The 15939-nt window shown below is 59.8% G+C and carries 15 protein-coding genes; 11 read left to right on the forward strand and 4 right to left on the reverse strand.

Translation table 11 applies throughout. From position 1 onward, the window contains the following. Nucleotides 1-23: 23 nt before the first annotated feature. The gene (metH, locus tag H7225_RS07610) at nucleotides 24-2819 is read right to left on the reverse strand and encodes a methionine synthase (protein ID WP_290660453.1); all 2796 of its coding nucleotides are present in this window, start codon (nucleotides 2817-2819) and stop codon (nucleotides 24-26) included. 28 nt (nucleotides 2820-2847) lie between these two features. Then, on the reverse strand, nucleotides 2848-3960 hold the full coding sequence (locus H7225_RS07615) for a patatin-like phospholipase family protein (RefSeq protein ID WP_290660455.1): 1113 nt from the start codon (nucleotides 3958-3960) through the stop codon (nucleotides 2848-2850). 153 nt (nucleotides 3961-4113) lie between these two features. Here H7225_RS07615 and recA point away from each other — a divergent pair, with 153 nt between their 5' ends. The 11 genes from recA (at nucleotide 4114) to H7225_RS07670 (ending at nucleotide 14289) form a co-directional block, all read left to right on the forward strand. After that, complete coding sequence (recA, locus tag H7225_RS07620) at nucleotides 4114-5172, forward strand: recombinase RecA (protein ID WP_290660457.1); 1059 nt, start codon at nucleotides 4114-4116, stop codon at nucleotides 5170-5172. Between the two features lie 47 nt (nucleotides 5173-5219). Continuing rightward, nucleotides 5220-5672 (forward strand): recombination regulator RecX, encoded by a 453-nt coding sequence (gene recX, locus H7225_RS07625; protein WP_366481305.1) that lies wholly within the window; start codon nucleotides 5220-5222, stop codon nucleotides 5670-5672. A 92-nt stretch (nucleotides 5673-5764) separates the two neighbouring features. Next, on the forward strand, nucleotides 5765-6928 hold the full coding sequence (gene sucC, locus H7225_RS07630; protein WP_290660461.1) for an ADP-forming succinate--CoA ligase subunit beta: 1164 nt from the start codon (nucleotides 5765-5767) through the stop codon (nucleotides 6926-6928). Nucleotides 6929-6958: 30 nt separating this feature from the next. Continuing rightward, nucleotides 6959-7852 carry a succinate--CoA ligase subunit alpha gene (sucD, locus tag H7225_RS07635; protein ID WP_290660463.1) on the forward strand — a complete coding sequence of 298 codons (894 nt, stop codon included), beginning with the start codon at nucleotides 6959-6961 and terminating at the stop codon, nucleotides 7850-7852. A gap of 76 nt (nucleotides 7853-7928) precedes the next feature. Continuing rightward, nucleotides 7929-8618: a TerC family protein gene (locus H7225_RS07640; protein WP_290660465.1), complete on the forward strand. Its 690-nt coding sequence runs from the start codon at nucleotides 7929-7931 to the stop codon at nucleotides 8616-8618. 24 nt (nucleotides 8619-8642) lie between these two features. Continuing rightward, nucleotides 8643-10289, forward strand: coding sequence for a serine/threonine-protein kinase (locus tag H7225_RS07645; protein WP_290660467.1), 1647 nt, complete (start codon nucleotides 8643-8645; stop codon nucleotides 10287-10289). Nucleotides 10290-10315: 26 nt separating this feature from the next. Beyond that, on the forward strand, nucleotides 10316-11116 hold the full coding sequence (locus tag H7225_RS07650; protein ID WP_290660469.1) for a Stp1/IreP family PP2C-type Ser/Thr phosphatase: 801 nt from the start codon (nucleotides 10316-10318) through the stop codon (nucleotides 11114-11116). Between the two features lie 36 nt (nucleotides 11117-11152). Further along, complete coding sequence (locus H7225_RS07655; protein ID WP_290660471.1) at nucleotides 11153-11911, forward strand: FHA domain-containing protein; 759 nt, start codon at nucleotides 11153-11155, stop codon at nucleotides 11909-11911. 13 nt (nucleotides 11912-11924) lie between these two features. Further along, nucleotides 11925-12740 (forward strand): 3',5'-cyclic-nucleotide phosphodiesterase, encoded by an 816-nt coding sequence (locus H7225_RS07660; protein WP_290660473.1) that lies wholly within the window; start codon nucleotides 11925-11927, stop codon nucleotides 12738-12740. A gap of 232 nt (nucleotides 12741-12972) precedes the next feature. Then, complete coding sequence (locus tag H7225_RS07665) at nucleotides 12973-13443, forward strand: prepilin-type N-terminal cleavage/methylation domain-containing protein (protein WP_290660475.1); 471 nt, start codon at nucleotides 12973-12975, stop codon at nucleotides 13441-13443. Nucleotides 13444-13560: 117 nt separating this feature from the next. Next, nucleotides 13561-14289, forward strand: a complete 729-nt coding sequence (locus H7225_RS07670) for a hypothetical protein (protein WP_290660477.1) — start codon at nucleotides 13561-13563, stop codon at nucleotides 14287-14289. A gap of 54 nt (nucleotides 14290-14343) precedes the next feature. On the opposite strand, the gene H7225_RS07675 is transcribed toward H7225_RS07670, so the two are convergent. Together H7225_RS07675 and H7225_RS07680 are read right to left on the reverse strand one after the other, a co-directional pair. Further along, the gene (locus H7225_RS07675) at nucleotides 14344-15357 is read right to left on the reverse strand and encodes a GSU2403 family nucleotidyltransferase fold protein (protein ID WP_290660479.1); all 1014 of its coding nucleotides are present in this window, start codon (nucleotides 15355-15357) and stop codon (nucleotides 14344-14346) included. Between the two features lie 59 nt (nucleotides 15358-15416). Then, nucleotides 15417-15692: a BrnA antitoxin family protein gene (locus H7225_RS07680; RefSeq protein ID WP_290660481.1), complete on the reverse strand. Its 276-nt coding sequence runs from the start codon at nucleotides 15690-15692 to the stop codon at nucleotides 15417-15419. Nucleotides 15693-15939: the final 247 nt, after the last annotated feature.

Here is a 15939-nt window from a genome sequence, read left to right on the forward strand (position 1 = left end):
CAGAGCCTGAAAGCGTCAATAGCTCACAAGTTGGGGGACAAAGCCCGTTCGGCGTCGCGTTGGGACAGCCCAGTTTTCTCGGCCCATTTCTCCAACTGGTCGTGACCGATTTTGCCCACGTTGAAGTAAGTGGACTCCGGGTGCGCCAGGTAGAAGCCACTCACGCTGGCCGCCGGCATCATGGCCAAGCTCTCGGTCAGGGCCATGCTGACGTCGTCGGCCTGCAACACGCGGAACATGTCTCTCTTCACCGTGTGGTCGGGGCAGGCCGGATAGCCGGGCGCGGGCCGGATGCCGCTGTACTTCTCGCCGATCATGTCGACCTGGCTGAGGTGCTCATCGGCCGCATAACCCCAGAACTCTTTGCGCACTCGCTCGTGCATGCGCTCGGCAAAAGCTTCGGCCAGGCGGTCGGCCAAGGCCTTGAGCATGATCGATGAATAGTCGTCGTGCTTGGCCAGGAACTCGGCGTCTTTTTTCTCGATGCCTAAACCAGCAGTCACCGCGAACAGCCCGATGTAATCAGGCTTCGTGCCCTTGGGCGCCACGAAGTCAGCCAGGCTGCGGTTGGCACGTTTGACGCCATCGACCACTGGGCGCGCAGACTGCATGCGCAGCGGCGACCAGGTCATCAGCACTTCGGTGCGCGACTCGTCTCGGTAGATCTCGATGGTGTCGTCGTCCACCGTGTTGGCCGGGTACAGGGCGATCACGCCATGCGCCGACAGCCAGCGGCCCTCCACAATCTTCTTGAGCAAGGCCCGGGCGTCGGCCAGCACCTTGCGGGCCTCAACGCCCACCACCTCGTCGTCCAGGATGGCCGGGTAGGGGCCGGCCAAGTCCCAGGTCTGGAAGAAAGGGCCCCAATCGATGTAAGGCACCAGCTCGGCCAGGTCCTGGTTCTTGAACACGCGCCGGCCGGTGATCTTGGGCGCGGGCGGCGTGAAGCTGTTCCAGTCCATCGGCGTCTTGTTGGCGCGGGCTTGCGCCAGCGTCACCATCGGCGTGGTCTTCTTGTTGGCGTGCTGCACGCGCACGCGTTCGTAGTCGGCGTTCAACTCGGCGATGTAATCGGCCTGGCGCTCGTCGCTCAACAATTCAGTGCACACCCCCACGGCGCGCGATGCATCGGGCACATACACCACCGGCCCCGTGAAGTGGGGCGCGATCTTCACGGCGGTGTGCACGCGCGAGCAGGTCGCCCCGCCAATCAGCAGTGGCGTCTGGCGCTTGCGGAAGTACTCATCGCGCTCCATCTCGCTGGCCACGTATTGCATCTCTTCCAGGCTGGGCGTGATCAGGCCGCTCAGGCCGATGATGTCGGCGCCCGTCTCTTTGGCCATCTTCAGGATGTCCACGCAGGACACCATCACGCCCATGTTGACCACCTCGAAGTTGTTGCACTGCAAGACCACGGTCACGATGTTCTTGCCGATGTCGTGCACGTCGCCCTTCACCGTGGCGATCACGATCTTGCCCTTGGCTTTGGCATCGCTGCCACCTGCGATCAGCAGCTTTTTCTCTTCTTCGATGTAGGGCAGCAAATGCGCCACGGCCTGCTTCATCACGCGGGCGGATTTGACCACCTGCGGCAGGAACATCTTGCCCGCGCCAAACAAATCGCCCACCGTGTTCATGCCCGCCATCAGCGGCCCTTCGATCACGTGCAACGGCCGGCCCCCGGTCGCGCTGATCATCTGCCAGCACTCTTCCGTGTCCACCGTGATGAAGTCGGTGATGCCGTTGACCAGCGCGTGGCTCAGGCGGTGCTCCACCGTGGCGGGCGCATCCGCCGTGCCGCGCCAGGCCAGCTTGGCGCTGTCGTCCTTGGCCGCGCCCTTGGCGCTGTCGGCGATCTCGATCAGGCGCTCGCCCGGCGTCAGGTGCTGCTCGCCTTCCTTGTAGACCGGCTGGCGGTTCAGCACCACGTCTTCCACGCGCTCGCGCAGCACGGGGTCGAGCGCGTCGTACACGCCCACCATGCCCGCGTTGACGATGCCCATGTCCATGCCCGCCTGGATGGCGTGGTACAAAAACACGGTGTGGATCGCCTCGCGCATCGGGTCATTGCCCCGGAAGCTGAAGCTCACGTTCGACACACCGCCGCTGATCTTGGCGCCCGGCAGGTTCTGCTTGATCCAGCGCGTGGCGTTGATGAAGTCAACCGCGTAGTTGTCGTGCTCTTCAATGCCCGTGGCAATCGCAAAGATGTTCGGGTCGAACACGATGTCCTCGGGCGGAAAGCCCACCTCGTCCACCAGGATGCGGTAAGCGCGCTCGCAGATCTCGACCTTGCGCTCGTAGGTGTCGGCCTGGCCTTTTTCGTCAAACGCCATGACCACGGCGGCCGCGCCATAGCGCTTGACCAGCCCGGCCTGGCGCCTGAACTCGGCCTCGCCTTCCTTCATCGAAATCGAGTTGACGATGCCCTTGCCCTGGATGCACTTCAGGCCCGCCTCGATCACGTCCCACTTGGACGAATCGACCATGATCGGCACGCGCGAAATCTCGGGCTCGGAGGCAATCAGGTTCAGGAAGCGGACCATGGCCGTCTTGCTGTCCAGCATGGCCTCGTCCATGTTGATGTCGATCACCTGGGCGCCGTTTTCGACCTGCTGGCGCGCGACGGCCAAGGCTTCTTCGAACTGCCCATTCAGGATCATCCGGGCAAAGGCCTTGGATCCGGTCACGTTGGTGCGTTCGCCCACGTTGACGAACAGCGAGCCCGGCCCGATCAGCACGGGTTCCAGCCCTGACAGGCGCATCGGCGCTGGCGTGGAAGAAGGGGATACGGCGGGGCGGGGGGAAGACTCGGTCATGATCCCCAAATTGTACGGGGAGCGCCCCTCAGGGCATACCCAGGAAAGTCCTTTCGATGTCCAGCGAGCTTCTGTGCCCGATGTCATCGCGGTGGGCGGCCAGCCAGCGGTCGGCGGCGGCATGGCCCATGTCGTGCAGCGTTTGCAGGAAAACGCGGTCGGTGTTCGACTTGCTGGAGGCGTTGAACGGCGCCAAATTCTCGTCATCCGCCACCATGTGCATGTGCAGATCCTTGTAGCGGCTGGGGTCGATCTTGTCTTCCTTGAGCAGCTTTTTCACGAAGGAGATGGCCCGCAACTCGCCGATCAGGCTGGCGTTGAAAGTGATCTCACTCAGCCGGTCCAGGATGTCCATGCTGCGCGTTGGCTTGTCCAGGCGCTCCAGCGGGTTGATCTTGATCAGCAGGATGTCCGACGTATCAGTGTTGTAGATCAGCGGATAGAGCGCCGGATTGCCGGTGTAGCCGCCGTCCCAATAGGGCTCGCCATCGATCTCGACCGCCTGGAACACCACCGGCAGGCAGGCCGAGGCCATCAGGGCGTCCAGCGTCAACTCTTCTTCCGTGAAAACGCGCGCCTGGCCCGTGCGCACCGAGGTGGCGGTCACGAACAACTGGATGCCAGCATGCTCGCAGGCCGCGTGCACGGCATTGATCTCCACATGGCGCTGCACCACGTCGCGCAGCGGGTTCAGGTTCAGCGGGTTGATTTCATACGGGCTGAAGGTCTGCATGAACATGTTCATCCACTGGTAACCGGGGATCTGGTCCAGGTTGAACGCGGGCTTGAGCGAGCCATTGGGTTGCATCGTCATGGGCGAGAAGATCGGCCCATGCTGGCTGACATCGGCCCAAAAATCGGCCAAAGCCTTTTGCGCCTGGACGCGGGCGGCGGGCGCACCGCCTTTGGCATGGCCTTCAACATAGCCCGTCAGCATCACCGCGCCATTGAGCGCCCCTGCGCTCGTGCCAGAAATGCCTGAAAAATCTAAACCATCGTCGTCCAGCAAGCGGTCGAGCACCCCCCAGGTGAACGCGCCGTGCGAGCCGCCGCCTTGTAGCGCCAGATCAACCCGCGGCCTGGGCGATGGGTTCTGGGCTGCGGATGAAAGGGCGATGCGCTTTTTGCGGGGGATGGTCATGACCCAGTCTATCTGGTAATGCTGCACTGCAGCATGGATTTTATGGTTCCCCCTTCAGTGGGTTACAAATAGCTGTTTGAAATACTGTACATCCATCCAGCTTTTGTCATAATGGCGGCAATTCATCAATTCACACCCATCGGAGATACCTGAATGGAACCCACCGCAAAATCCGCCCTGAGCGCCGAAAAAGCCAAAGCCCTGCAAGTGGCCTTGGCCCAGATTGAAAAGCAGTTCGGCAAGGGCTCAATCATGCGTCTGGGCGAAGGCGAAGTCATCGACGACATCCAGGTCGTCTCCACCGGCTCGCTGGGCCTGGACATCGCCCTGGGCGTGGGTGGCCTGCCCCGTGGTCGCGTGGTCGAGATCTACGGCCCTGAATCCTCCGGCAAAACCACGCTGACCCTGCAAGTCGCGGCCGAAATGCAGAAAACGGGCGGCGTCTGCGCTTTCATCGATGCCGAACACGCGCTGGATGCCCAATACGCGCAAAAACTGGGCGTCAACCTGCAAGACCTGCTGATTTCCCAGCCCGATACCGGCGAACAGGCCCTCGAAATCGTCGACGCCCTGGTGCGCTCAGGCTCGGTCGATCTGATCATCATCGACTCGGTGGCGGCACTCACGCCCAAGGCCGAACTCGAAGGCGAAATGGGCGATTCCCTGCCCGGCCTGCAAGCCCGCCTCATGAGCCAGGCCCTGCGCAAGCTCACCGCCACCATCAAGAAGACCAACTGCATGGTCATCTTCATCAACCAGATCCGCATGAAGATCGGCGTGATGTTCGGCAGCCCCGAAACCACCACGGGCGGCAACGCCTTGAAGTTCTACGCGTCGGTTCGCCTGGACATCCGCCGCATCGGCTCCATCAAGCGTGGTGAAGAGATCGTGGGCAGCGAAACCCGCGTCAAGGTGGTCAAGAACAAGGTGGCGCCCCCTTTCAAAACCGCTGAATTCGACATCTTGTATGGCGAAGGCATCAGCCGCGAAGGTGAGGTCATCGATCTGGGCGTGGTCGCTAAAATCGTCGACAAATCTGGCGCCTGGTATGCCTACCAGGGCGAGAAAATCGGTCAAGGCAAGGACAACTCCCGCGAATTCCTGCGTGAAAACCCAGCTTTGGCGCACGAGATCGAAAACAAGATCCGCGAATCCCTGGGGGTGGCGTTGCAGGCTCCGGCACCTGCTGCTGCAGCCGCTGCTGCTGCATAAACCGGGCGTGCGGGCTAAGGTTCATGGTGGCCACACGCGGATCAACCTTGTCCCTCAAGGGCAGGGCGCTTAAATACCTCTCGGCGCGTGAACACTCACGCGTCGAACTGGTCCGCAAGCTGAAGCCACATGCCGAAGATCCGGCTGAAATCGACCGCGTGTTGACCGACCTGGAGTCTCGCGGTTGGCTGTCGGCCGAGCGTTTTGTCGAATCGGTGGTCCACCGCAAGGCCGCTCGGTTCGGCGTCGCCCGCATTCGCGGCGAATTGAACGGCCACCAATTGCCTGACGACGCTGTGCGGTCGGCCCTGGCCGCGTTAAAAGACACAGAGTTACAGCGAGCGCAGGCTTTGTGGTCGCGCCGCTACGGTCAGGTGGCCGACACACCGCAGCAGTTGGCCAAGCAGATGCGCTTCCTGGCTGGGCGCGGCTTCTCGGGCGATGTCATTCGGCAGGTCGTGCGTGGATCCTCTGACGCGGAAGACGTCAACGAAGCATGAGCAACCTGCAAAAGGTGGTGCTATTCTGATCGCTGCGCTGCAGTACGGTTGTCATCTGCTGCGCCCCACGCAACCATACTGCGAGTCAACCCATGAAGATTCATGAGTACCAAGGCAAAGAAATTCTGAGCCGCTTTGGCGTGCCGGTGCCCAAGGGCATTGCGGCCTTTTCTGTCGACGAAGCGGTGGCCGCCGCTGAAAAGCTGGGCGGCCCAGTCTGGGTGGTCAAAGCCCAGATCCATGCCGGCGGCCGTGGCAAGGGCGGCGGCGTGAAGGTGGCCAAGTCCATTGACGACGTCAGGCGCTTGGCGGGCGACATCCTGGGCATGCAGCTCAAAACGCACCAGACCGGGCCCCTTGGCCAAAAGGTCAGCCGCCTCTACATTGAAGATGGCGCCGACATCCAGAAGGAATACTACGTCTCGCTCGTCACCGATCGGGGCAGCCAGAAGGTGGCCTTCATCGCCTCCAGCGAAGGCGGCATGGACATCGAGGAAGTGGCGCACGCCACCCCCGACAAGATCATCACCGAGCTCATCGATCCGCTCACCGGCCTGGGCGACGCGCAGGCCAAGGCCATCGCCGACCGCATCGGGCTGCCGGCCGATTCCACTGCCCAGGCTGTCGACGTGTTCAAAAAGCTCTACCAGTGCTACATGGACACCGACGCCTCGTTGGTCGAGATCAACCCCTTGAACCGTGACAGCAAGGGCAACATCATGGCCCTGGATGCCAAGTTCAATTTCGACAGCAACGCGCTGTTCCGCCACCCTGAAATCGTGGCCTACCGCGATCTGGACGAAGAAGATCCGGCCGAAATCGAAGCCTCCAAGTTCGACCTGGCCTACATCCAGCTCGACGGCAACATCGGTTGCCTGGTCAATGGCGCTGGCCTGGCCATGGCCACCATGGACACCATCAAGCTGTTCGGCGGCGAGCCGGCCAACTTCCTGGATGTGGGCGGTGGCGCCACCGCTGAGAAGGTCACCGAGGCCTTCAAGATCATGCTCAAGAACCCCGAGGTCAAGGCCATCCTGGTCAACATCTTCGGCGGCATCATGCGCTGCGACACCATCGCCGATGGCGTGATTCAGGCTTGCAAGGCCGTGCACCTGACCGTGCCCCTGATCGTGCGCATGAAAGGCACCAACGAAGACATTGGCAAGAAGATGCTGGCCGACTCCGGTCTGCCCATCATCAGCTGCGACACCATGGCCGACGCCGCCCAGGCTGCCGTCGCCGCGGTTGCCAAATGACTTGCCATTGATGACGACAAGGATTCCGACATGAGCATCTTGATCAACAAAGACACCAAAGTCATCACCCAGGGCATCACGGGCAAGACTGGTCAGTTCCACACCCGTGGTTGCCGTGATTACGCCAATGGTAAAAATTGCTTTGTGGCGGGCGTCAACCCCAAAAAGGCCGGCGAAGATTTCGAAGGCATCCCCATCCACGCCACGGTGAAAGACGCCAAGGCTGCCACGGGCGCCACCGTCTCGGTCATCTACGTGCCGCCACCCGGTGCCGCCGCCGCCATCTGGGAGGCCGTCGAGGCTGACTTGGACCTGGCCATCTGCATCACCGAAGGCATCCCCGTGCGCGACATGCTGCAGTTGCGCAACAAGATGAAGGCCAAGGAAGCCGCCGGGGGCAAGAAAACCTTGCTGCTCGGCCCCAACTGTCCAGGCTTGATCACGCCCGAAGAAATCAAAATCGGCATCATGCCGGGCCACATCCACCGCAAGGGCCGCATCGGCGTGGTCAGCCGCTCCGGCACGCTCACCTACGAAGCGGTAGCGCAATTGACTGAACTGGGCCTGGGCCAATCCAGCGCCGTGGGCATTGGTGGCGACCCCATCAATGGCCTCAAGCACATCGACGTCATGCGCCTGTTCAACGACGACCCCGACACCGATGCCGTCATCATGATCGGCGAAATCGGTGGGCCCGATGAAGCCGAGGCCGCACTCTGGTGCAAGGCCCACATGAAAAAACCCATCGTGGGCTTCATCGCGGGCGTGACCGCGCCGGCCGGCAAGCGCATGGGGCACGCGGGCGCGCTCATCAGCGGCGGTGCCGACACGGCCGATGCCAAGCTGGCGATCATGGAAGAGTGCGGTTTCACCATCACCCGCAACCCCTCAGAAATGGCCAGGCTGCTCAAAAACTTGTTGTGATTTAGCACCCGTTGTTCGTGCTTTCTCACCCAGCCTCAGCCCCTACACTCGGGGCTGATTTTATTTGCAGAGAGACATGGACGCTTTTCTGACACCCGAGTTCTGGCTTGCCGTGGGCCAGATCGTGATGATCGACGTATTGCTGGGGGGCGACAACGCCGTGGTCATTGCCCTGGCCTGCCGCAACCTGCCGCCAGAGTTGCGCCGCAAAGGCATCTTGTGGGGCACGGCGGGCGCCATCGTCCTGCGCGTGATCCTGATCTTTTTTGCGATGTCCCTGCTGGCCTTGCCCTACCTCAAGCTGGTGGGGGCGGCCCTGTTGCTCTGGATTGGCGTGAAACTACTCATGCCCGATGACGACAGTCATGACAGCATTCAGTCCAGTGACAAATTGCTGGGGGCCATCAAAACCATCATCGTTGCAGACTTTGTGATGAGCGTGGACAACGTCATTGGCATCGCGGGTGCTGCCCAGGGGGCCGGCCACGAAGGGCATCAAATGCCGCTGGTGATTTTTGGCTTGCTGGTCAGCATTCCCATCATTGTGTGGGGCAGTACCTTGGTGCTCAAACTCATGGACCGGTTTCCTCTCATCATCACCGTGGGCGCCATGCTGCTGGGTTGGATCGCAGGCACCTTGGCCATCAGCGATCCGGCCCTCAAGGTTTATGCGCTGGATACCGACATGAACCGTTATGCCGCAGCCGTGGCGGGTGCCTTGCTGGTCCTGGGGCTGGGCACCTTGCTCTCCAAAAGACAAAGCTGAAGAAGACAAAGATCCAAGCCCAGCATGACACCCGACATCACCCTGATCGCGCCCCTGTTGATCCTGATTTTGCTGGTGGTGGCTGCGGCATTGGTGGTGTGGTTGCTGCGCCAGAATCGCCGCAACCCGGCTGCGCGCTCTACTTTCGGGCCCTCGACCCAACAAGGGGGCCGGCACAGCCGCTCGGGTGAGAACACCCGACCTCGACGCCGTTCAAGCTCAACCCTCACCGAGGCCGAACGGGAGAAGGCGATAGCGCGCATCCGTTTGGCGGCTGGGGCTGATGCGGGGCCCGAAACCGTGTTGTCCTACCTCCATTCGCCAGAAGACAGCCTGTTGCCCTCAGGCTTTGATTCGGTCTTGCCTTCTCACACTGGCACCCCCGATTTCTCTCAGACCACCCGGCCTCAAACCTGGCAGCGCAGCGCGGCCGATCAATTGGTCAAACCGGCACCGGTGGCCCGCCAAAATGACCCGAAAGCGCCCGTGCTTGCCGAGGGCATGCAGCGTGTCGCCCACGCGCTCAACGCCTTGAAAGAAGGGCCGGCCGACCTGGCCTGGAACTCCCTCAAAGGATTCCGCCCTGAACCGGGCCAGCGCGAAGCCTGCCTTGAAACCCTGGAAGGCATCGCCCAGGCCTTTGAGCGCGACCAGCGTTACCACAGCGCCCGCGATGTCTACGAGCACATGGCCGACATCGACCCCGAATGGCGCCAGGTCAAACTGCGTTTGATGCGAGCCCGAGGCCTGGCCCAGGCGGCCGCCAGCAACACCTGGGGTACGGTGCCCTCGCGGCCCATGCCCGAGGAAAGCAAGCGCCAGTTGGGCAAATACGTGGTCGAAAAAGAGATCGGCCGAGGCGCCATGGGCGCGGTTTACCTGGGCTACGACCCGGTCAAAGACCACAAAGTGGCCCTCAAAACCATGGCCCTGGCGCGCGAGTTCCAGGGTGATGAACTGGCCGACGCCCGTGCGCGCTTCCTGCGCGAGGCTGAAATGGCCGGCCGACTGGACCACCCCGACATCGTCAGCATCATCGGCGCCGGTGAAACCGACGGGCTGGCCTTCATCGCCATGGAGTTGGTCGATGGCCTGGACCTCAGCCAATACGCGCACCCCACCAGGTTGCTGCCGCTGGCGCAATTGCTGCCCATCTTGGCGCGCGTGGCCGAAGCCCTGGCCTACGCCCACACCCGTGGCGTGACCCACCGCGACATCAAGCCCGCCAACATCATGGTGGATCTGGCCACTGGCAGCGTCAAGGTCATGGATTTTGGCGTGGCGCGTGTGGCCGATGCCGCCCGCACCCGCACCGGCGTCGTCTTGGGCACGCCCACCTTCATGTCGCCCGAGCAACTGTCCGGCCAAACGCTGGATGGCCGAACCGACCTGTATTCGCTCGGCGTCAGCATGTTTCAGTTGCTGACCGGCTACCTGCCCTACCGCAACGACTCGATGGCCCAGTTAATGCGAGCGATTGCGCAAGAAGAAGTGCCCAACGTCTGCGATCTGCGCGATGATTTGCCCCGCCCCTTGGGCGACATCGTCGCGCTGGCGCTACAAAAACACCCCAATACCCGTTATGCCAACGGCCAGCAAATGGCCGAGGATCTGAGGGCCGTGGCGCAAGCCGTGTGGTCCGCATCCAACGTTGACATCGACCTAGGCTAAGTTGTAAATCAAGCGACAATTGCACCATGGAGTTTGAGTTTTTCAGTCAGACCGACACCGGCCGTGTGCGAACGAACAATGAAGATTCGATCGCCATCGACGAGTCCTGCACCGTGGCCGTGCTGGCCGACGGCATGGGCGGCTACAACGCGGGCGAAGTCGCCAGCGGCATGGCCTGCGATTTCATCAAGGCCGAACTGGGCCGCTGGCTGACCGAGGCCGCGCCCGGCGCCAGCGACGGTGACGTCAAGCGCGCCATGGACATCTGCGTCGACAACGCCAACCGCGCCATTTTCAATGCCGCCAACTCCAACCCGACCTACGCCGGCATGGGCACCACCCTGGTGGTGACGGTGTTCCGCTCGGGGCGGGCCCTGGTGGGGCACATTGGCGATTCGCGTGCTTACCGTTGGCGCGGCGGCGTGCTGCAGCAAATTACCAAAGACCATTCCCTGCTGCAAGAGCAGCTTGATGCCGGGATCATCACGCCGGAGCAGGCTGCTTTTTCCTCCAACAAGAACCTGGTCACGCGCGCCTTGGGCGTGGAAGACCTGGTGTTGATGGAAACCCATCTGCACGAAATTCAATCCGGGGATGTTTTCCTGATGTGCTCGGACGGTTTGTCTGACATGCTGACCGATGCGCACATTGCCCAGGTCATGAATGGCCAAACGAATTTGCCGGACATGGGTTCGGCCCTTATTTCTGCCGCCAATGATGTGGGCGGGCGGGATAATATCGCGGTGGTTCTGGTTAGGGCACAAGGCGTGGCCGAACCTCAGCCCAAGTCCTGGTGGCCTTTCAAGCGCCTGGGCGGCGCATCTTGAACACTAATTAGATAGATCCAACCCGAGAGGTTCCGCATGGGAAAACTGGTCGTCTCGCTCGACGGCGTGGTCATCAAGGAGGTCCAGATCACCAAGGACAAAACCTCCCTGGGCCGCCGCCCGTACAACGACATCGTCATCGACAACCTGGCGGTGAGCGGCGAGCATGCGGTGATGCAACTGGTGGGCACCGATGTGTTCATAGAAGACCTCAACAGCACCAACGGCACCTACATCAACGGCAAAGCAGTCAAAAAGCAACTGCTGCAGCACAACGACACCGTTGAAATCGGTAAGTACAAGATCAAGTTCTTGGCTGAAGAGGGCAGCGACTACGAAAAAACCATGATCATGCGGCCCGGCAGTAGCGGGTTCAGCAGCATGGGGGCATCGTCCTCGCAGCAATCAACCTTGTCACCGGTGACCGCGGCCGAGCGTGCCGCGCAAGGGCCGTTGACGGCGCCTGGCGGCTTGTTCACCTCCACCGGCACCTCGTCCCCGCTTTCGGCCAGTTTCGGTGGCTTGCCACCCCAGGCACCGGCCTTGATCAAGGTGCTCAATGGTGCGGCGGCGGGGCGCGAAGTGGCCCTCACCAAGGTGGTCACCACGGTGGGCAAGCCTGGCGTGCAGGTGGCATCGCTCACCAAGCGGCCTGGCGGCTATGTGTTTGCGCACGTTGAAGGCACTGCACGCCCCACCGTGAACGGCGCGCCCGTGGGCGGCGAGCCGGTTCACCTCAAGAGTGGTGACGTGATCGAGTTGGCGGGCACCCAAATGCAGTTCGTGCAAGGCTGAGGCTGGGGCTGCGATGATCCGCGTCCTGGGTTGTTCAGGGTCCATCGCGGCGCGCTGCCACACCACGGCTTTTCTGTTGGATGACGATATCCTGATTGATGCTGGCAGTGGTGTCGGGGAGATGCGGCTGGATGAACTGGCCCGCATTGACCACATCTTGGTCAGCCACAGTCATCTGGACCATGTGCTGAGCATTCCCTTGCTGGCGGACAGTGTGATTCGCCTGCGGCAAGGGCCGGGTGGGCTGAGTGAACTGAAACCCATCCATGTGCATGCTTTGTCTGAGACGCTGGAAGCGTTGCGGGCTCATATATTCAATGGCGTAATCTGGCCGGACTTCACGCGCTTGCCCAGCCCCGCTTATCCGATATTGGTGTTTCATCCCTTCACGGTGGGAGAGCAACTGACTTTTCCCGCCAAAGATGGCTTGGCAGCTGATCGGCGTGTACATGTGCTGCCAGCAGCGCACACAGTGCCCGGGGTGGGCTTCGGGTTGGAGACGCCTCAGGGTTGGTGGGTTTTCAGTGGAGATACCGGGCCCAATCCGGCTTTGTGGAAAGCGCTGGAAGGACGGCGAATTGCCCAATTGGTCATCGAGACAGCTTTTGGCAATGACGAGGCGCATTTGGCCAGCATTAGCGGGCATTTATCGCCCCAGAGCTTGGCGCATGAGCTGAACCAACTGGACGGTGAGGTCAGTGTTTACATCACGCATCCGAAGCCCGGGGAGGTACCGGCGGTATTGGCCCAGATTCGCGCTTTGGACAGTCGGCATCGAATCGAGCCGTTGCGTGAAGGTCAGCGATTCAATGCTCAGGTTGAAGTCTGACAATTTTTGTCACAACCGCCATTTGTGAGTGACAGGATGCGGCATTGCAATTGGTATGAAGTGACCAAATAAGTTATTGCCAATCCTGCAATCTCGGGTAAACGTGGGAAAAATCACGCCTTCTTCAAAGGATCTTGGCTGGCACGGCAACTGCGTATTTATCGTACGCCCAGCCTTCTGGGTCAAGCAGTGACTAAATGTTCTTAGCGGGCCTAGCCCAAGGAGATTGACCATGAAGACGATGCAACGAGTACAGATGAGCGTTGAGAAAGGTTTTACCCTCATCGAATTGATGATTGTGGTGGCGATTATTGGTATTTTGGCTGCCGTCGCTCTTCCCCAATATTCAAACTACATGTCACGCACTCGCGCCGTTGGGGCAGCTGCAGAGCTCGAGTCACTAAAGACATCCATTGCCGAGTGTTATCAAACCAGCGGCGCATTTACTACATGCAGTACCATGGGGACCAATGGTATTCCGAACGTGGCTGCGTCTAAATTCATTACGGTGGTGCCAAGCATCGTCGCTGGTGTAATTACTGGAGCGACTACTGCCGCGACCACTTCACCGGGGGTCGCTTTGGTTATCTCCACGATTACGCCGTCCACTGTGGCAAACCAAGCTAACATGCTGTGGACCACCGCCGGCACCATCTGCGATAACGACCGTGGTCTAAAGTCTGGGCAAGGTGGTTGCCCTTAATCATTGTTGATTATTTAATGAAATACCAACCCGATCAACCGGGTTGGTATTTTTCGCTTAATTGATATTTATCCATATAAAGCGATTTTTCACCGACGTGAGTCGCTTCAGATATTCATGGCAAGATTTCATGCTGCGGCCCTTCATTTCATATTAAACCTTATTGTGGGTGTGGGGTTGCTTTCCCTGTGCTGGTTTGTTTGGTATCCAGCTCCGATGCTGTTGGCGATAGGAGGGCACGAAATATTCTTGCTGATCGTGGGTATCGATGTGGCGCTTGGACCATTGCTGACGCTGATGGTGTTTGATGTCAAAAAACGGTCTCTGAAATTTGATATATTTGTCATTGCATTAATTCAAGTGGGTGCGATGATGTATGGCGTCAATACTCTTTTGGAGGTTCGCCCAGCTTATGTGGCAGCGCTCGGGGATCATTTTCAGGTGGTGTTGGTCTCAGAATTGACGGATGCAAATATGGCTAAGGCCAACGTAACCCCACCCTTATGGGGGCCGAAGTGGGTTGGTACACAGGGGCCGAGGGATGTGTACGAAAAAGATCAGGTGGCCGCCATGACAAGCTTCGGTGGAGGGCGTGGTCATTTGCCGCAGCTTCACGTGCCTTATGCATTGATGGTAAAGGAGATTTTGCAGGGTTCAAAACTAATTGCCGTTCTAAAAAAAGATAATCCTCAAAAAACAGCCGAGATTGATTCTTGGCTGCATAAGCATGGATACACTGAGCAAGCGGCAAAGTTCCAACCAATCAAAATTAGTGCGTCTGAGTTTGTTGTTTTCGTTGATGGTGTAACTGCTGCTGTTATTGGCATAGCGCCATTCCGGCCCTGAATTTGGCAAACTACTCGATCATGAGCATCTACCGCTGAGGCCATGCATTAAGTACTATTCCAACAAAGCTTTAACCAGCTCTGGTACTTTCTCAGCTAATGCCTTTCTCCCTTGCATTGCGCGCTTGCGCCAGCCCGGTCCACGTGACAAAGCATCCGCCCATGCCTCTTTGATGGCATCTGGATCAGCCATGATGAAGTAATTCAGTAGCGATGCGACCTGCGCCAAGTCCTTGCCCATCTTGGCCCTGAATTGCCCAGTACGTTCCCCAATCAACAGTAGCTTTTGGACTGCATAACGCTGGGGCGCTGGCAAGCTGACAACCACACAACGGCCGGTCGTGTCGAAAAGCGTGGCCTGCTGAACATCTTCCAATGAAAACTCCATGAAACGAAGCGGCTGCAGGGCCACATCCAGGTTCTCGATATGGATGGGGTCATTGTTGTCCGCCACGCGGGGAGTAAGAAAGTCGATCTGGATCTCAGCATTCTTTCTGTATTGCACCAATGGCAGGAAGCCTTCTTCCATCGCGGTCAACGCCGAATGAGGCTGCGCTTTGACATTGGCAGGCAAGGCAATTGAGATGTTGCTCCCTGCTTGCGCAAAGTCGATGTCGGCAGTCTGATCAGAGTCATTCCAGCGCAAGCCCAGTTGATTGGCATACGACAAAAATGCATGGGTGCCTATGAGCACGCCACCAGCCCTGAAAAATCCAAACTCGTTGAGGCGCATGATCACCCCGACGTGTTTGCGCTGAGCGGGCGTGCAGCCCAGGGCGAGGGCAGACTTGGCCAAGGGTTTCAGGCGTTCAAGCGGCGCTGCAGCCCGGGCCTTTTCCACCAATGAGCGGATGTCATCGTTGTCGGGGCCCACATAGATCTGACGAACACGCTGGTCGGCCTCGCGGAACGCGAAGTACCACTGGCGCGTGCCTTTGACCTGCTTGGTCGAGAAGCTGCCGTGTAGGTGAGACACATCTCGCGCTAGCTCAACAGCAAGTGCGGCCGTCTGCAACTGCGCGTAGGCGGTGGCGGCCGAGACAGGGAGTTCGGTGAATCGTGTTGGCATGATGCTGGTTATACAACATTTTATAATTTGTTGTATATCACTGATGGCAACTTTGCCGACTAACGATGGCGGGCTTTTTCCAGCATCGCCGCCCGCAAAATATCATTCAGGCGGCTTTGATAGCCCTTGCCTTGGCCCTTTAACCACTCCAGCACATCGGCGTCAATGCGCACGGTCAATTGCTGTTTAACGGGGCGGTAGAACTTGCCGCGTGCTGCGGCACCTTGCCAGTCCTGGTCGGTCGAGGCGGGAAGGTCGGAGAAGTCGATTTCACTCTCAGGCTTGGCGCTCAATGCGGCCAGTTCCTTGCGGATGGATTCAGGCACCTTGTTCATAAATGTTCCTTTCCAGTTTGCTTGCGCGTCGCGCCGAAATGATGCGGATGTGCTCTATGCCGCCCTCGGCTTCATGCCGGGTGTGCGCAACCACCCCGATGGCCATCTCAAATTCCCCCACCTGTGGCCACCCCAAATTCCCCCAGGCAGAACGCTCGGATTATGCTGGATCTGAGGTGATGACCAAGCGCGCCGCAGCCTCCTTGAGGCGGTAGCTCTTGCCCTCGAATTCCAACATCGCGCAGCG

Source organism: Aquabacterium sp., assembly GCF_014378415.1.
GTDB lineage: Bacteria > Pseudomonadota > Gammaproteobacteria > Burkholderiales > Burkholderiaceae_C > Aquabacterium.